General features: G+C 38.6%; 14 protein-coding genes and 1 tRNA gene. 14 read left to right on the top strand and 1 reads right to left on the bottom strand.

Features of this window, described 5'->3' with window-relative positions; all coding sequences use genetic code 11:
- The first annotated feature begins 158 nt into the window (after positions 1 to 158).
- The 7 genes from FJR06_RS23825 to FJR06_RS11145 all read left to right on the top strand — a co-directional run bounded on the left by FJR06_RS23825 (position 159) and on the right by FJR06_RS11145 (position 7,863).
- The gene (locus tag FJR06_RS23825; RefSeq protein WP_174783460.1) at positions 159 to 317 is read left to right on the top strand and encodes a hypothetical protein; all 159 of its coding nucleotides are present in this window, start codon (positions 159 to 161) and stop codon (positions 315 to 317) included.
- Positions 318 to 510: 193 nt separating this feature from the next.
- Positions 511 to 1,704: an NAD(P)/FAD-dependent oxidoreductase gene (locus FJR06_RS11170; RefSeq protein ID WP_168651441.1), complete on the top strand. Its 1,194-nt coding sequence runs from the start codon at positions 511 to 513 to the stop codon at positions 1,702 to 1,704.
- A gap of 134 nt (positions 1,705 to 1,838) precedes the next feature.
- Entirely contained in the window at positions 1,839 to 2,492 is a 654-nt protein-coding gene (locus FJR06_RS11165) for an HAD family hydrolase (RefSeq protein WP_015079613.1), read from the top strand.
- A gap of 411 nt (positions 2,493 to 2,903) precedes the next feature.
- On the top strand, positions 2,904 to 3,716 hold the full coding sequence (locus FJR06_RS11160; protein ID WP_015079612.1) for a carbon-nitrogen hydrolase family protein: 813 nt from the start codon (positions 2,904 to 2,906) through the stop codon (positions 3,714 to 3,716).
- 127 nt (positions 3,717 to 3,843) lie between these two features.
- Positions 3,844 to 3,915, top strand: a tRNA-Gln gene (locus FJR06_RS11155).
- Between the two features lie 474 nt (positions 3,916 to 4,389).
- Entirely contained in the window at positions 4,390 to 6,594 is a 2,205-nt protein-coding gene (locus FJR06_RS11150; protein ID WP_015079611.1) for a polysaccharide biosynthesis tyrosine autokinase, read from the top strand.
- Between the two features lie 123 nt (positions 6,595 to 6,717).
- Positions 6,718 to 7,863, top strand: a complete 1,146-nt coding sequence (locus FJR06_RS11145; protein WP_168651440.1) for a SpoIID/LytB domain-containing protein — start codon at positions 6,718 to 6,720, stop codon at positions 7,861 to 7,863.
- A gap of 89 nt (positions 7,864 to 7,952) precedes the next feature.
- Here the strand turns inward: FJR06_RS11145 and FJR06_RS11140 are convergent, their stop codons facing one another.
- On the bottom strand, positions 7,953 to 9,212 hold the full coding sequence (locus tag FJR06_RS11140; protein ID WP_168651439.1) for a hypothetical protein: 1,260 nt from the start codon (positions 9,210 to 9,212) through the stop codon (positions 7,953 to 7,955).
- A 127-nt stretch (positions 9,213 to 9,339) separates the two neighbouring features.
- Between FJR06_RS11140 and FJR06_RS11135 the strand changes: the two genes are divergently transcribed.
- The 7 genes from FJR06_RS11135 (at position 9,340) to FJR06_RS11105 (ending at position 13,344) form a co-directional block, all read left to right on the top strand.
- Positions 9,340 to 9,816, top strand: coding sequence for a hypothetical protein (locus FJR06_RS11135; protein ID WP_015079608.1), 477 nt, complete (start codon positions 9,340 to 9,342; stop codon positions 9,814 to 9,816).
- 441 nt (positions 9,817 to 10,257) lie between these two features.
- Positions 10,258 to 10,413: a lmo0937 family membrane protein gene (locus FJR06_RS11130; RefSeq protein ID WP_148279107.1), complete on the top strand. Its 156-nt coding sequence runs from the start codon at positions 10,258 to 10,260 to the stop codon at positions 10,411 to 10,413.
- An 80-nt stretch (positions 10,414 to 10,493) separates the two neighbouring features.
- Entirely contained in the window at positions 10,494 to 10,904 is a 411-nt protein-coding gene (locus tag FJR06_RS11125; RefSeq protein WP_168633415.1) for a YggT family protein, read from the top strand.
- Between the two features lie 154 nt (positions 10,905 to 11,058).
- Positions 11,059 to 11,328, top strand: a complete 270-nt coding sequence (rpsO, locus tag FJR06_RS11120) for a 30S ribosomal protein S15 (RefSeq protein WP_168651438.1) — start codon at positions 11,059 to 11,061, stop codon at positions 11,326 to 11,328.
- Positions 11,329 to 11,340: 12 nt separating this feature from the next.
- Positions 11,341 to 11,811 carry a PAM68 family protein gene (locus FJR06_RS11115; RefSeq protein ID WP_168651437.1) on the top strand — a complete coding sequence of 157 codons (471 nt, stop codon included), beginning with the start codon at positions 11,341 to 11,343 and terminating at the stop codon, positions 11,809 to 11,811.
- Between the two features lie 660 nt (positions 11,812 to 12,471).
- The gene (locus FJR06_RS11110; protein WP_168651436.1) at positions 12,472 to 12,627 is read left to right on the top strand and encodes a hypothetical protein; all 156 of its coding nucleotides are present in this window, start codon (positions 12,472 to 12,474) and stop codon (positions 12,625 to 12,627) included.
- Positions 12,628 to 12,741: 114 nt separating this feature from the next.
- On the top strand, positions 12,742 to 13,344 hold the full coding sequence (locus FJR06_RS11105; protein WP_254434413.1) for an NB-ARC domain-containing protein: 603 nt from the start codon (positions 12,742 to 12,744) through the stop codon (positions 13,342 to 13,344).
- The last annotated feature ends 76 nt before the right edge of the window (positions 13,345 to 13,420 follow it).

Below are 13,420 nucleotides of genomic sequence, written 5' to 3'. Positions count from 1 at the left end.
CCGCGAACGCCGTTGGCACTTCCTCCACGCATCTATTGCCAAGTGGCTTCCGTGCCTTTCCTTCTATTTGGTGAATATATTCTATTTTGTGGTGATTTGTAATTCAATTCGTTGTCCGAGTACCCCTAGAGTCCGTTCCATCGCCCAGACTTAAAGCAATGTATATTAATTTAATAGTAAGTAGTGATGGAGATATACCTTTATTTTTTAGAGGAGCATCAGGAAATGAATCAGATAAAGCCGTATTCGCTCACATCTTAGTGGAATATTCTAAACAAATAGATTTTGACAGTATAATGGTTGCTGACAGTGCTTAATGAGCGTGAAACTAATTTAAAATTAATGGTGAATATGAACTGGATAAGTCGAGTCCCATTATCCATTAAAAAAGCTAAAAACTTGGTAAAAGCACTGATAAGTAAAGAACAGCAAACCAAGTGATATCAAAGGATATAGCTATCAAGAAGAGAAAGTATCTTACCCTGTTAGGATTTAGCACCTAAAAAAACTATGACTCAACCAACTACAAAAATTTGTATACTAGGTGGTGGCTTTGGTGGACTCTATACCGCCCTGCGTTTAAGCCAACTACCCTGGGAATCTACACCAAAACCTGAGATTATTTTAGTAGATCAGAGCGATCGCTTTGTCTTTTCTCCCCTGCTTTACGAACTCCTCACCAGAGAACTCCAAACCTGGGAAATCGCCCCACCCTACTCAGAACTACTGCAAGGAACAGGAATCCAGTTCCATCAAGCCGCTGTTTCCGCCATAGATATCAACAAACAAACAGTCCAATTAGCAGATAAATCAGAACTAAATTATGACCGCTTAGTCTTAGCCTTAGGTGGCGAAACCCCCCTAGACTTAGTTCCCGGTGCTGTCACTCATGCTTACCCTTTCCGTACTATTACTGATGCCTACAAATTAGAAGAACGGCTGCGAATTCTCGAAGCAGCAAATCCCGAAAAAATCCGTGTCGCCATAGTTGGTGCAGGTTACAGCGGCGTAGAATTAGCCTGTAAACTAGCAGATAGAATCGGTGAAAAAGGACGTTTCCGCCTGATTGAACTTAGCGACCAAATTCTCCGCACTTCCCCAGAATTTAACCGTGAAGCCGCTAAAAAAGCCTTAGATAGCAAAGGCGTATTTATTGACTTAGAAACCAAAGTAGCAGCAATTGATCAAAATAGCATCTCTCTGGAGTATAAAAATCAAGTAGATACCATTCCCGTAGATGTAGTCATTTGGACAGTGGGAACAAAAGTTTCTCCAGTTGTCACAGCCTTACCCCTCAAGCAAAATCAGCGTGGACAAATCACCACCACAGCCCAACTACAAGCCATAGAACATCCCGAAATCTTCGCGTTAGGAGATTTAGCCGACTGTCTCGACGCAGACGGAAAACAAGTCCCCGCCACCGCCCAAGTTGCTTTCCAACAAGCTGATTATACCGCTTGGAATATCTGGGCTACTATTACCAATCGTCCCCTCCTTCCCTTCCGCTATCAACCATTAGGAGAAATGATGGCTTTGGGAATAGATAACGCCACCCTCACCGGGTTAGGTGTGCAATTAGACGGATCTTTTGCGTACTTAGCCCGTCGGCTGGCTTATCTGTATCGTTTACCAACTTTAAATCATCAGTTGAAAGTCGGTTTTAATTGGTTAGTTAGCCCTATAATAGAAGCCATTTCTAAGTAATTAAATATCCCCTAATTAAAGATAAAGATCCCCGACTTCTCAAAGAAGTCGGGGATCTGAAATGGTAAACTAGACAAATTCAGATATTATGGCTATGTATTTAGCGACTGCTGCGGACTAAAGTATTAATTCTTATGAAAAAGCCTAAAGTTATTTTTGTAGATGCTGTGGGGACATTATTTGGTGTTAAAGGTAGTGTTGGGGAAATTTACCGACAAATCGCCCAAGAATTTGGTGTAGAAGTTTCCGCCCAAATTTTGGATGAAAACTTTATGAAAAGCTTCAAAGCATCACCACCACCGATATTTATTGATGCAGATATCAAAGATATTCCCCAGCGTGAATATGATTGGTGGCAGATAATTGCTTTAAATACCTTTGAAGGTGCAGGAGTTCTCCAACAATTTACCGATTTTCCCGCTTTTTTTACCGAACTTTATATCCACTTTGGGACTTCCGAACCGTGGTATGTTTATCCTGATGTTAAGTTAGCTTTAATCAACTGGCGACGCTTAGGAATTGAATTAGGAATATTATCTAATTTTGATTCTCGTTTGTATTTAGTATTGCAAGGTTTAGGACTTAAAGAATATTTTACTTCTGTGACGATTTCTACTCAAGTCCGTGCTGCTAAACCAGATCCAGAAATTTTTAAAATTGCCTTAAACAAGCACAAGTGTTCACCGGAAGCCGCATGGCACATTGGCGACAGTATAACAGATGATTATTATGGGGCAAAATCCGCAGGAATAAGAGGTATTTGGATTAACCGTAATTCCACTGAATAATACCGTAATTGTCCGGTTAATAGAGGTTTATGGTGTAAATTTTTCTGGCAAAGATTCTATATATAGTCATATTCATAAGTTATCGCTGTTACCTCTAGAAATTAGATGGTTAAATGCAGAAGGTTTAGAAATGGCGAAAAATCTGCCATTGGCTTTAAAGAAACGATTTTTGAGAGATTCTTATTCTTAACTCCTTCTTTCTACCTCGGTGACTCTAGAAGTTCAAATGGCATGATATGACGATATATTTAAATATCTGGCGTTGCTGAATTGAGAGATGAAAAGCAAAAATTCCATGTCTGAAACTCTTAAACTTTGCGCCTTTGCGCCTTTGCGTGAGGCAAATTCATACTTTCATTCACCAATGCCAAATATCTACATTGTCTCAATTTATCGTTTGTTTTTGAATCTATGAAGTCTTATTTAGCCGCCGCTATTCAAATGACCAGTGTGCCTGATTTGCAAAAAAACCTGGCACAAGCAGAAGAATTAATTGATTTGTCCGTGCGTCAGGGTGCGGAATTGGTGAGTTTACCAGAAAATTTCTCTTTTATGGGAGAGGAAAAAGATAAACTAGCACAAGGAAATGCGATCGCCCAAGAAACGGAAACATTTCTCCACAAAATGGCACAACGCTTTCAAATTACCATTCTCGGCGGCGGCTTTCCTATCCCTGTGGATCATAACGGTAAGGTTTATAATACAGCATTACTTATCGGTGCTAACGGTCAAGAACTCGCCCGTTACCAAAAAGTCCATTTATTTGATGTCAATGTTCCTGATGGTAATACCTACCAAGAATCAAGTACCGTCATGGCTGGACTGGAATTACCTCCTGTTTATGCTTCCCCTGACTTGGGGAAAATTGGCCTTTCTATTTGCTATGATGTCCGTTTTCCCGAACTGTACCGACATTTATCAAGTCAGGGTGCAGATATTTTATTTGTTCCCGCCGCTTTTACCGCTTTTACTGGTAAAGACCATTGGCAAGTATTATTGCAATCTAGAGCCATAGAAAATACCTGTTATGTGATTGCACCTGCCCAAACTGGTACTAACTATGACCGTCGCCAAACTCATGGCCACGCCATGATTATTGACCCTTGGGGTGTCATTTTAGCAGACGCTGGGGAAAAACCGGGAGTGGCGATCGCCGAAATCAAACCTACCAGACTAGAACAAGTCCGCCGACAAATGCCATCCCTACAGCATCGCGTATTTTAGCCACTCAGACCCCCGCACATCCCCAACTTCTTCAAGAAGTCGGGGATCTTTCCTAAGTAAAATCTTTTTTCCCAAAACACTTGACATTATCCCAAGAGAACTGCTATATTCTCTATAGTGAAATCATTGGGGCGTAGCCAAGTGGTAAGGCAGTGGGTTTTGGTCCCGCCATCCCTAGGTTCGAATCCTAGCGCCCCAGTTATATAGAAGGCAAGTTTTTAACGCTTGCCTTTTTTGTTTTTACATTGCACCAAGCTGGAAAAAGTTCTTCTTCTTTTGTAGGTTGGATTGAACAAAGCAAAACCCAAGGCATTTATTAAGTCATATATTAGGCTCTCGCAAGGCATAAGTGCCATCACTACGCAACTTTGACGCGAACAACCCAACCTAAGAATTAAAGCTTTTTTAAATTTGCTAAAGGTATTGCTGGTACCTCCTCCCAAGATAAATATTTGCAGAAAATTTATGTTCCTCACACTGATTAGACATATATCTAGTTGAAGGTATTAGCCAAGAACTACTTGCTGAATATTTTCTGTTAAGTATATCTGTAATCAGAGGAAGAATAAGTATTGATTATTAAACAGAAAACATTGAGTATCAAATATCTCTAAAAGTTTTCTAATTATCATCTTCTTCCAGATATATTATTGAATTTGAGAGGAATATAATTGTGGCTACAAATGCGATAACGTTAAAAAAATTGCTTAATAGCTATACACATAGTGTAGTTGATATCAAAAAAATAACTGCGATTGCACTTCACCACCGTTGGTTTATTCTAGGGATTTCTTGTGCGGTTATGTCAGTAACAAGCCTCTTAGCTATTACTAGTAAACCAACTTATCAAAGCTATATGCAAATATTGGTAAGTTATAATTCAGATAAATCTTTACCAGCTAGTAAGCCAGAAAAAACGACAAAAGACTTACAAAAACCACAGTTATCATCTATTGACTACAGTAGTCAAGTGAAATTAATGCTGAGTGCTAAATTAGTGCAAAAAGCTGTAAATTTACTTCATACTGATTATCCACAGATGACCATAGAAGATATTTATAGTAACAGCAAAATTGATAGAACTTCATCTTTATCACTAACTCAGTTACCAGTAGATACAGAAGTTAATCAAAATTTAAACCAAGTATTTTCGATCTCTTTTACAGACAAAGATCCTCTGAAAAGTAAAAGAGTATTACAAGCTTTAGAGAAAGTATATCAGGACTATAATACCGATCAAAAAAATCAGCGGATTAATCAAGGGTTAGTATTTGTTAATAACCATCTACCGCAACTGCAAAAAGATGTATTAAAAGCCGAGAAAAAATTAGAAAAATTTCGTCAACAGAATAATTTAATTGATCCAATTTTACAAAGTAAAATTTCACTACAGTCTTTAGCAGATATTCAAAAGCAGCGACAAAAAACTCGCGCTCAACTGCAAGATGTACAGACTCGACATAACAGTATAGAAGAAGCAATTGCTTCTTCTCATCAAAATCAAATAAATATTGATGATTCCCTTGAATCTCGCCAATATCAAGCCTTAATTCGTGAACTTAAGCAAACAGAAAAGGAATTAACTCAAGCTCGGATACTTTACACAGAAAAATATCCAATTATTGAACAACTGAAACAAAAAAAACAAATTATCGTCACACTATTACAACAACAAGGACAAAATAAAGCCGTTGATATCAATAGTAAATCAAAATTATCAGGACAAATAATACCTAAGTTAGAAAATGATTTAACTCAATTAAAAGTGAACGCATTAGGACTAATTGCTCATGATCGTGATTTGGCAAAATCCGAACAAGAAATTCGTTCCTTGCTGAGTACATACCCAAATTTGATTACAGAATATAAGAGGTTAGTTGCAAATGTAGAAATTTATCGCAAAACACTGCAACAATTGACGCAAGTGCAAAATTCATTAGGTGTAAAAATTGCTCAAGAAGGTTTTAATTGGCAAATTTTAGAAGAACCCGCTTTGGGAATACATATAGGAAATTTGCGCTGGTTGCTAATTGTTGGCGGCATATTAATTGGTCCAATATTGGGTTTAGCAGCAGCTTTAATTTGGGGAAAATTTAATAATGCAATTTTCTATACTCAGGACTTACAAAATCTCACAAATATTCAGTTATTGGGGTCAGTACCAAGATTAGGAAAACGTAAAGATAGTTGGACAAGCCAACTCCAATCTATAGTTAGAGATAAATCTAAAAATCTGGATATTTCTCATCAGGGAATTATTAAAAATTTACCTAATCATCAGAACTTAGATATTATTTACCAGAATATTCAGATGTTAAATAATTCTCTACCTTTAAAATCATTGATGTTAACTTCTGCACTACCAGGAGAAGGAAAAACAACTTTGGCTTTAGGGTTGGGGTCTAGTGCGGCTCGAATGCACCAAAGAGTATTAATAATTGATGCTAACCTGCGTTCTCCCAGTTTACATAAAACTCTAGGGCTGACCAATGATTGGGGTTTATCTTTATTACTTGTTGATGATATTAATCCATCATTTCATAATTATATTCAACCCATTCACCCAGCTATTGATGTTTTGACTGCTGGCCCCATACCAGAAGATGTGGCAAATTTGTTGAGTTCTGAGCGAATGCAAGAATTAATGGATTTATTTGCCCAAAATTATGATTTAGTGCTGATAGATGCGCCCTCTGTTTTAGATACAGTTGATGGTAGAATTGTCGCTTCTTTATGTAATGGGATTATTATGGTAGGACGCATTGGTAAAGTTACTCCCAATAAACTGATGGAAGCTACAGAAATTTTAAGCAAGTTAAATCTAATTGGTATTATTGGGAATGAAGTTTATGATGCTCCCCAAATATTGACACCATGAAAAAAGGAGTCAGGAGTTTAGAAGAAGAAAGAAGAAAGAAAATTACCGAGTTTCCAGTTCTCAATCTGTCTGTTTAGAGAATTGCTGAACTAGAATAGTAGACGCTTGTGATCAAACAATAGTATGAAATTCCCACTGTTATTAGGCAATTTGTTTTCTGAGATTAAAGGTAGACATTGGTGGATAGGTATCCTGATGTGGTTTGTATTACTTGCTCCTGCACAAGCATCTGTAATTCTGCGTGTGGCAATTGAAAGAGAAGTCAAACAGGTAAAAGTCGGTGCTTCCACAACCGCTATTGTCAAAGATAGTAGTGGTAAGACTCTGGGAGAATTACCAGGAATGAGTGCCTTTGCGGCTCAAGCAGTTCCTGGAGGTGTAGCTTTAGATAGATGGCAATCCGGGTTATTTTGGATAGAACCCACCAAGAAGGGATATGTTTATATTGGCGATCGCTGGTTTCGTGGTAGAACCCTAGTAGTACCCACAGCCAACGGTTTAACTGCTGTGAACTGGGTAGATTTAGAAGAATATCTCTACAGCGTCATTGGTGGAGAAATGGATACTAGCTGGCCACAAGAAGCCCTCAAGGCCCAAGCCATTGCTGCCCGTACCTATGCCCTTTATGAACGGGAAAGACAGCGGAAAAATCCCGTTTACGATTTAGGGGATAGTCCAGACCGTTGGCAAATTTATAAAGGTGTAAGTAGTGAATCTCGTAAAACTTACACCGCAGCAGATACCACCGCAGGCAAAGTCTTAACCTACAACAACCAAATCATTCTTTCCGTCTTTCACGCTTGTTCTGGTGGACACACTGAAAACGTTGAAGATGTTTGGGTTAGCAAAGAACCTTACCTGCGGGCTGTTCCCGACTTTGACCAAAAGATCAAAGAATGTAACTGGGTAAAAACCTTCACTCCCGGAGAAATTAGTGCCAGAATTTCCGGTGTTGGTAATGTCAAAGACATGATTATCGAAACTCTTTCACCTTTCAAAAGTGTCAAATCCTTAAAAATTATTGGTGATAAAGGGACTAAAGTTCTCCAAGGTGAAGAAGTTAGAACCGCACTCAAAATTAAAAGTACCCGGTTTATTGTTAGTAAAGATGCAAATGGCGGTTTTATCCTGCAAGGATTAGGCTTTGGTCACGGTTTAGGAATGAGCCAATGGGGAGCTTACGAACTAGCAAAACGTGGTGCAAACCACCTGCAAATTTTAGGATATTACTACAAAGGTGTAGCCCTGACACCTATTCAGGCAAAGTAGGGGCAGGGGGCAGGGAGCAGAGGAGCAGAGGAGCAGGGGGAAAGAATTTTCCCATTACCAATTACCAATTACCAATTACCAATTACCAATTACCCGTCACCTATTTGCTTATTCTGAAATTCCTGTTCTAACAAATCTGTTTCTGTAGAATAAACAGAATCTTCTTTACCAATAACTTTTTCTGTGGCAAATTCACGAGCAAAAGCGATCTTCTTCTGCAAAGAATCATCTGCACCTGCTAATAATCTAGCCCGTTCTTGACGTTGAAGATTGCGAGTAGAAACCTGATCATTGCGTCGTTTAATCCAAAAATACCGGATTAAAGGAATAGCTAAAAAACCAATACCATAAGCTAATAGAAGTCCATAAATCCCTTGCACAAAAGCGACTAATCCCCCAATTTGAGTCGCAATTGTGCCATTTTTCAATAAATTACCCAGGATTAAAGCCCCAACAAAATTCACTCCTCCCAAACCAGCACTGAGCATGAGTTGTCCAGAACTGGCAGAACTAAACTTCCAGGAAAATTCATGCAAATATTCAGATATTGAGCGCCGCTGTTTTTTACTAGCTCTTACCTGTAATTCTGGGAAATAATAAACTATTTGCCCGTCAGAACTTACCTGGGGCATTCCATTAAATCTTACCAGCACAGGCAGCATATAATCCTCATATTCTTGTTGATATTTTGCGCCAATATCATCTAAATAAGGAGCAATTTGTTCTGCAACTACAGCACCTTGATTATTACTAATCACAGCCCCAATTTCTTCCCAGCGACGTTCTTCCAAATTGGCGTTAGGATCACCATCACCAAAGAGAAATGAAAATACAGCTTCAAAAAAATTCATTTCATTATTTTCACCCCGTTCCCTCCGTCGTTCTTGGTAGCTATCACGATGATTTGGGCTAAAATACCAGAATAAATCTGGAAAGAAAAAGAAATTAAAACCTCTAGAATTGCTACTGCGATTGTCATTATCCCGATCTGAATTAGCATTCATGATTATAGTGATAGTCACAAGAATCAGAACGATAGAAGTAACTAAAAGGACACCAAAGGAAATCCGAATTAGATAAAATAGGACAGACCAAACTTTTTTCCACCATTCTTGCAACCGGATTTGCAAGTATTTATTGCGGATAATATCCCGAAAATTTTTGGGAAATTGGTAAACAACATCACCTGATTCTGCAACCTGTAAATGTCCCCCAGCGTCAGCAGCAAGGGCTAATAAACTTTGGTTGACTTCAGCTATATTTAATCCTATCTGGGTGGCTACATCACCAACTGTGACTCGGTAGCCCAGTTGTTCCACAGAACGCATAATGGCGGGATTGGGAGTCATAAATTTGCCATTTTGTTATATTTTGGTTTACCTTTATTCAGTATAATTGAACTAAAATTTCTTTTCTTTGCAATTCTTAATTGCAATCATACTTTTCACAAATTAGCTAGGATTTATATATACACCTATGGTTCAGTACAGTCTCGCTCAAAGCCCGGAACTTATCCTGATTGTTCCTGGTAAAGATTCCGCTAAAGCCCGTGATAAAGCCATGGATCAACTAATGGAACTCATGGAGGCTGGTGAATTACCAACGGAACTAGAAGAGGGATTTGGTCCGCAACAATTAATTGAGGTGAAAGAACCAACTACAGATACTTCTAGTCGTGAAGATGAGATTACCCAAGCAGTGCAAATTCTCAGTAATTTAGCTTCCCTGAAGTTAAAAGTCCAAGAATCACGCACTGAAGCCTTAGAAATTCGTCAAGCCATTGATGTGCTGTTTTCCGATAAATCTGTCACCGAGGAAGAAATAACCCATCTTAAAGAAGGTTTTAAAGTTCTCAAAAATTTTGCTCAAGCTAATCTGCGTTACCAGGAAGCGAGGGGAAAAGCAGAACAAGCTAGACAAGTTTTAGATCAAGCTCTCAAATCACCGGAGTAATATTAGATTGGATATCTCCAGAAAATAATGTAGAGACGTTCCATGGAACGTCTCTACAAGGGTTTTAGAATACGCATATTTAAATTCGGTCGTTGTCTATTAAATTTGTTCTCTTTCTGTTGGACTATCTCTTCTTGAGGATTGAGATTCAATCATGTTCAGATAAGATATTTGCATAACCAAAGACTTCTGTAGTAACACACTATATAGGGTTTGCTGAAAAAGTCTTTTGGTGAGGGCTAGGAGTCAGGAGTCAGGAGTCAGGAGTCAGGAGGAAGAATTAGAAGGAGGTAAGAATAGTTTCAAATCTGAGAAAGTGATAAGTTTTTGATGGTTTTAACGCTTATTCCTTGCACCTAATTCACCTTTTTCAACTCTGAAACTCCTAATATATCTAGGTTTTCGGTTTATTCAGCAAGCCCTATATAATAAAAGGGAAATATGATTAATCTAATTTGGACGGCTGCTGTTGTACTCTTTGTCCTCTGGCTGTTAGGATTCTCGGTTCATGTCGGGGGTAGCTTAATTCATCTGCTTTTAGTTTTAGCTCTAATTGGAATAGTTTACAATTTACTAGTTGGTCGCCGCATAGTCTAATTTTTGAGGATGCAAGGCTGTATCTGAGGTTTGAATACAAGCACTGAAGTTATAGCCATATTAATAAAAATCCCAAACTTATGAATAGAAATCCTCATGAACGAAGCAATTCTGCGCGAAGGCAAGAACTTCGCAGTGAAGAAGAAAGTTTCCGACTGCAACAGGAAGAGGGACGACTTGAATCTGGCAAACGGAGATCTATATTTGCCTGGATTATCAATAGCATTTACCTGCTAGTGGGAATGCTGGAAATCCTGCTGATGTTACGCTTCTTTCTGCGTTTTTCCGGGGCAAATACGCAAAATACTTTTGCCCAGTTTATTTACAATCTTTCTGCTCCCTTCATTGCGCCATTTTCCACCTTGTTAATTAGTCCTGTTGCTGGTGGTGGAGCGAATGTTTTTGATGTCAATGTCCTAATTGCAATTATCGTGTATGCTCTCTTAGGCTGGCTCAGTGTATGGCTAGTCAAATTTCTCTCTGGTCGGTAGAGAAAAGTTGAAAAATGAACGGATTTAATTTAATTACTATTGTTAAGCCCTGAGAGTGTCAAGAGTTCTAGAGAAATTTGCCACAGCAATGGATGGGTGTGATATTATAGGAAACTGCTACACAAATTTAAAAACAATCACAATTTAAGCGACCATGGCTCTGACTCAACAGCGCAAACAAGAAATAATTTCTGGCTTCCAAGTTCATGAAACCGACACCGGTTCGGCTGATGTTCAAATTGCCATGCTAACTGACCGCATTAACAAGCTCAGTCAACATTTGCAAGCTAACAAAAAAGACCATTCCTCCCGCAGAGGACTGTTGAAGATGATTGGTCAAAGAAAGAGTCTTCTGGCTTATATCCAAGCAGGTAGTCAAGAAAGATATAAAGCTTTAATTACTCGTCTCGGTATTCGCGGTTAGGAACTAATTCTTATGGCTGCTGAAGAATCGGAACGTAGTCCATTGCCTTTTGAGCCAAACAAAAAGCGTCCCAAACCCGCTAAGACTGTAACTAAGTCCGTCATTAAAACCCAAGAAACCCAAGAAAAACCGCAACAGCAACGTCGTTATTCTAAACAAGAAATGGCGATTCCTGAAGTAGTCAGCCAGCGAATGATTCGCAGAGTGGCTGGTTTTTGCGGTATTCCCACAGCTTTAGGGATTACTAGTTTGATAGTTAGCTATCTATTAGTTACCTTGGCTGATATCCAACTTCCGCCTATCGCCGTTTTATTGGTGAATATGGGATTGTTTGGGTTAGGTGTGGTGGGAATTACCTATGGTGTTCTTTCTGCTTCTTGGGATGAAGAAACACCGGGAACTTTTCTAGGTTTTGATGAATTTAGCACTAACTGGGGAAGGATGTCCGAAGTTTGGCGTGATACCCAGAAAAAGAACGTCTAACAAGCAGCGTCCAGGTAATAACTGTAATGTGGGGTAATTTGGAAAATGAGTTTTGAAGTGGAATTTATATCACTTTAACTTCAAGTTTAAAAGACTGTATTTTTCTAGTTTATACCCAATATTCAGCAAAAAATACCTGGCGCTACATTTGTATTTATATATTTAAAAGAATATGTTTTAATTTCTCAAAATGAAGTTAAGGTAGAGGTTTATCGTCAAGATGAAAAAGGAAATTGGACTATACAAACTTTGATGAATCGTGATGATAAATTACATTTAGATTCCGTTGGGTTGATTCTATAAATAGCAGAAATATATGAAGATATTATTAATATTTAATTTTCCAATTTAGTTATAGAAAAAAATAGCAGATAGATTAAACCACAATTCAGACAGGACTGCGTTGAGGAATATATAAGAGGATGTTTTAAAAGTTTTTAATGTGGAAACAGACCCCTCTCCAAACCTCTCCCCTACCAGGGGAGAGGCTTTAAAAACCCCATTCCCTTGTAGGGAAGGGGGGAAGGGGGGTTAGGTTTTTGGAGATTCTGGGTTTCATATAATACTTTTCAAACAACCTCTAAGGTGTAGTGAAGCGTTGGCAAAAAAGATGTATCATAAATCATGAGGAGAAAAATAATACCTTAACCAATATTACAAATGGAACCATTCACAACTGGTGCTATTGCTGTTGCGACCGTACTTGCTACCAAAGCCACAGAAAAAATTGGCGAAAACATCGGAGACGCTTTAACTCACAAAACTCAGCAGTTTTCGGAATGGTTGAAACAGCGACTACCTGGAACTTTCGCTTGACTGGACTCGTCCGACGGGAAACGGACAAAGTTAACTCCCACTAAAGATATACCCTATCGTGGTTCTGTTCATTTTGTCGGACGAGAAACAGAACTGACAACTATCCATGAAGATTTGCGACGGGGAAATTATGTAGCAATAACCGGAATGGGTGGTTTGGGTAAAACTGAATTAGTTACTCAATACGCGACACAATATCAAGATCATTATGATGGCATAATTTGGTTTAATGCTAGACAACGTATTCTCGCAGCAGAAGTATTTGAGCTTTTTACATTTAAATTCGGTCTGGAAATTCCCCAAACTCAGGGAGAAAAGCTGCTAACTCTCCAACAACAGGTAGATTGGTGTTGGTTACAATATCCAGAAACACAAAAACCTGTTTTAATTGTCGTTGATGATTTAACTGATTTAACACAGTTACAAGATGTTGTTCCCCCAGAAACACGCTTTCGGGTTTTGATAACCACTCGACAACAACATTTAGACCCTAATTATATTCAAGAACTACCTTTAGAGGTTCTATTACCACCAATAGCATTAGAACTTTTACAAAAGCAATTGGGAAAAAATCATCAGCGAGTTGTCAATGAACCAGAAACTGCTACAGAAATATGTGAGTTTTTGGGAAATTTACCTTTGGGGATAATTTTAGTCGGAAGTTATTTAACAACAGATTTGGGACTTTCTCTAACTCAAATGTTAGAGGTTGTTTGAAAACTTTTTCGTGTGGGATCTGACACCCGCAGATCCCCCTAAATCCCCCTTGAAAAGGGGGACTTTGAGGAATTTA

It is taken from the genome of Dolichospermum sp. UHCC 0352 (genome assembly GCF_009711925.1).
In the GTDB taxonomy this organism is placed as follows: Bacteria; Cyanobacteriota; Cyanobacteriia; order Cyanobacteriales; family Nostocaceae; genus Dolichospermum; species Dolichospermum lemmermannii.
This window is presented reverse-complemented; position numbering and strand designations above follow the sequence as displayed.

Excerpts from the sequence above, each read along its gene's own strand:
- rpsO (WP_168651438.1), top strand. The coding sequence starts at position 11,059 with ATGGCTCTGACTCAACAGCGCAAACAAGAAATAATTTCTGGCTTCCAA.
- FJR06_RS11145 (WP_168651440.1), top strand. The coding sequence starts at position 6,718 with ATGAAATTCCCACTGTTATTAGGCAATTTGTTTTCTGAGATTAAAGGT.
- FJR06_RS23825 (WP_174783460.1), top strand. The coding sequence starts at position 159 with ATGTATATTAATTTAATAGTAAGTAGTGATGGAGATATACCTTTATTT.
- FJR06_RS11115 (WP_168651437.1), top strand. The coding sequence starts at position 11,341 with ATGGCTGCTGAAGAATCGGAACGTAGTCCATTGCCTTTTGAGCCAAAC.
- FJR06_RS11165 (WP_015079613.1), top strand. The coding sequence starts at position 1,839 with ATGAAAAAGCCTAAAGTTATTTTTGTAGATGCTGTGGGGACATTATTT.
- FJR06_RS11110 (WP_168651436.1), top strand. The coding sequence starts at position 12,472 with ATGGAACCATTCACAACTGGTGCTATTGCTGTTGCGACCGTACTTGCT.
- FJR06_RS11135 (WP_015079608.1), top strand. The coding sequence starts at position 9,340 with ATGGTTCAGTACAGTCTCGCTCAAAGCCCGGAACTTATCCTGATTGTT.
- FJR06_RS11160 (WP_015079612.1), top strand. The coding sequence starts at position 2,904 with ATGAAGTCTTATTTAGCCGCCGCTATTCAAATGACCAGTGTGCCTGAT.
- FJR06_RS11130 (WP_148279107.1), top strand. The coding sequence starts at position 10,258 with ATGATTAATCTAATTTGGACGGCTGCTGTTGTACTCTTTGTCCTCTGG.
- FJR06_RS11140 (WP_168651439.1), bottom strand. The coding sequence starts at position 9,212 with ATGACTCCCAATCCCGCCATTATGCGTTCTGTGGAACAACTGGGCTAC.
- FJR06_RS11170 (WP_168651441.1), top strand. The coding sequence starts at position 511 with ATGACTCAACCAACTACAAAAATTTGTATACTAGGTGGTGGCTTTGGT.
- FJR06_RS11125 (WP_168633415.1), top strand. The coding sequence starts at position 10,494 with ATGAATAGAAATCCTCATGAACGAAGCAATTCTGCGCGAAGGCAAGAA.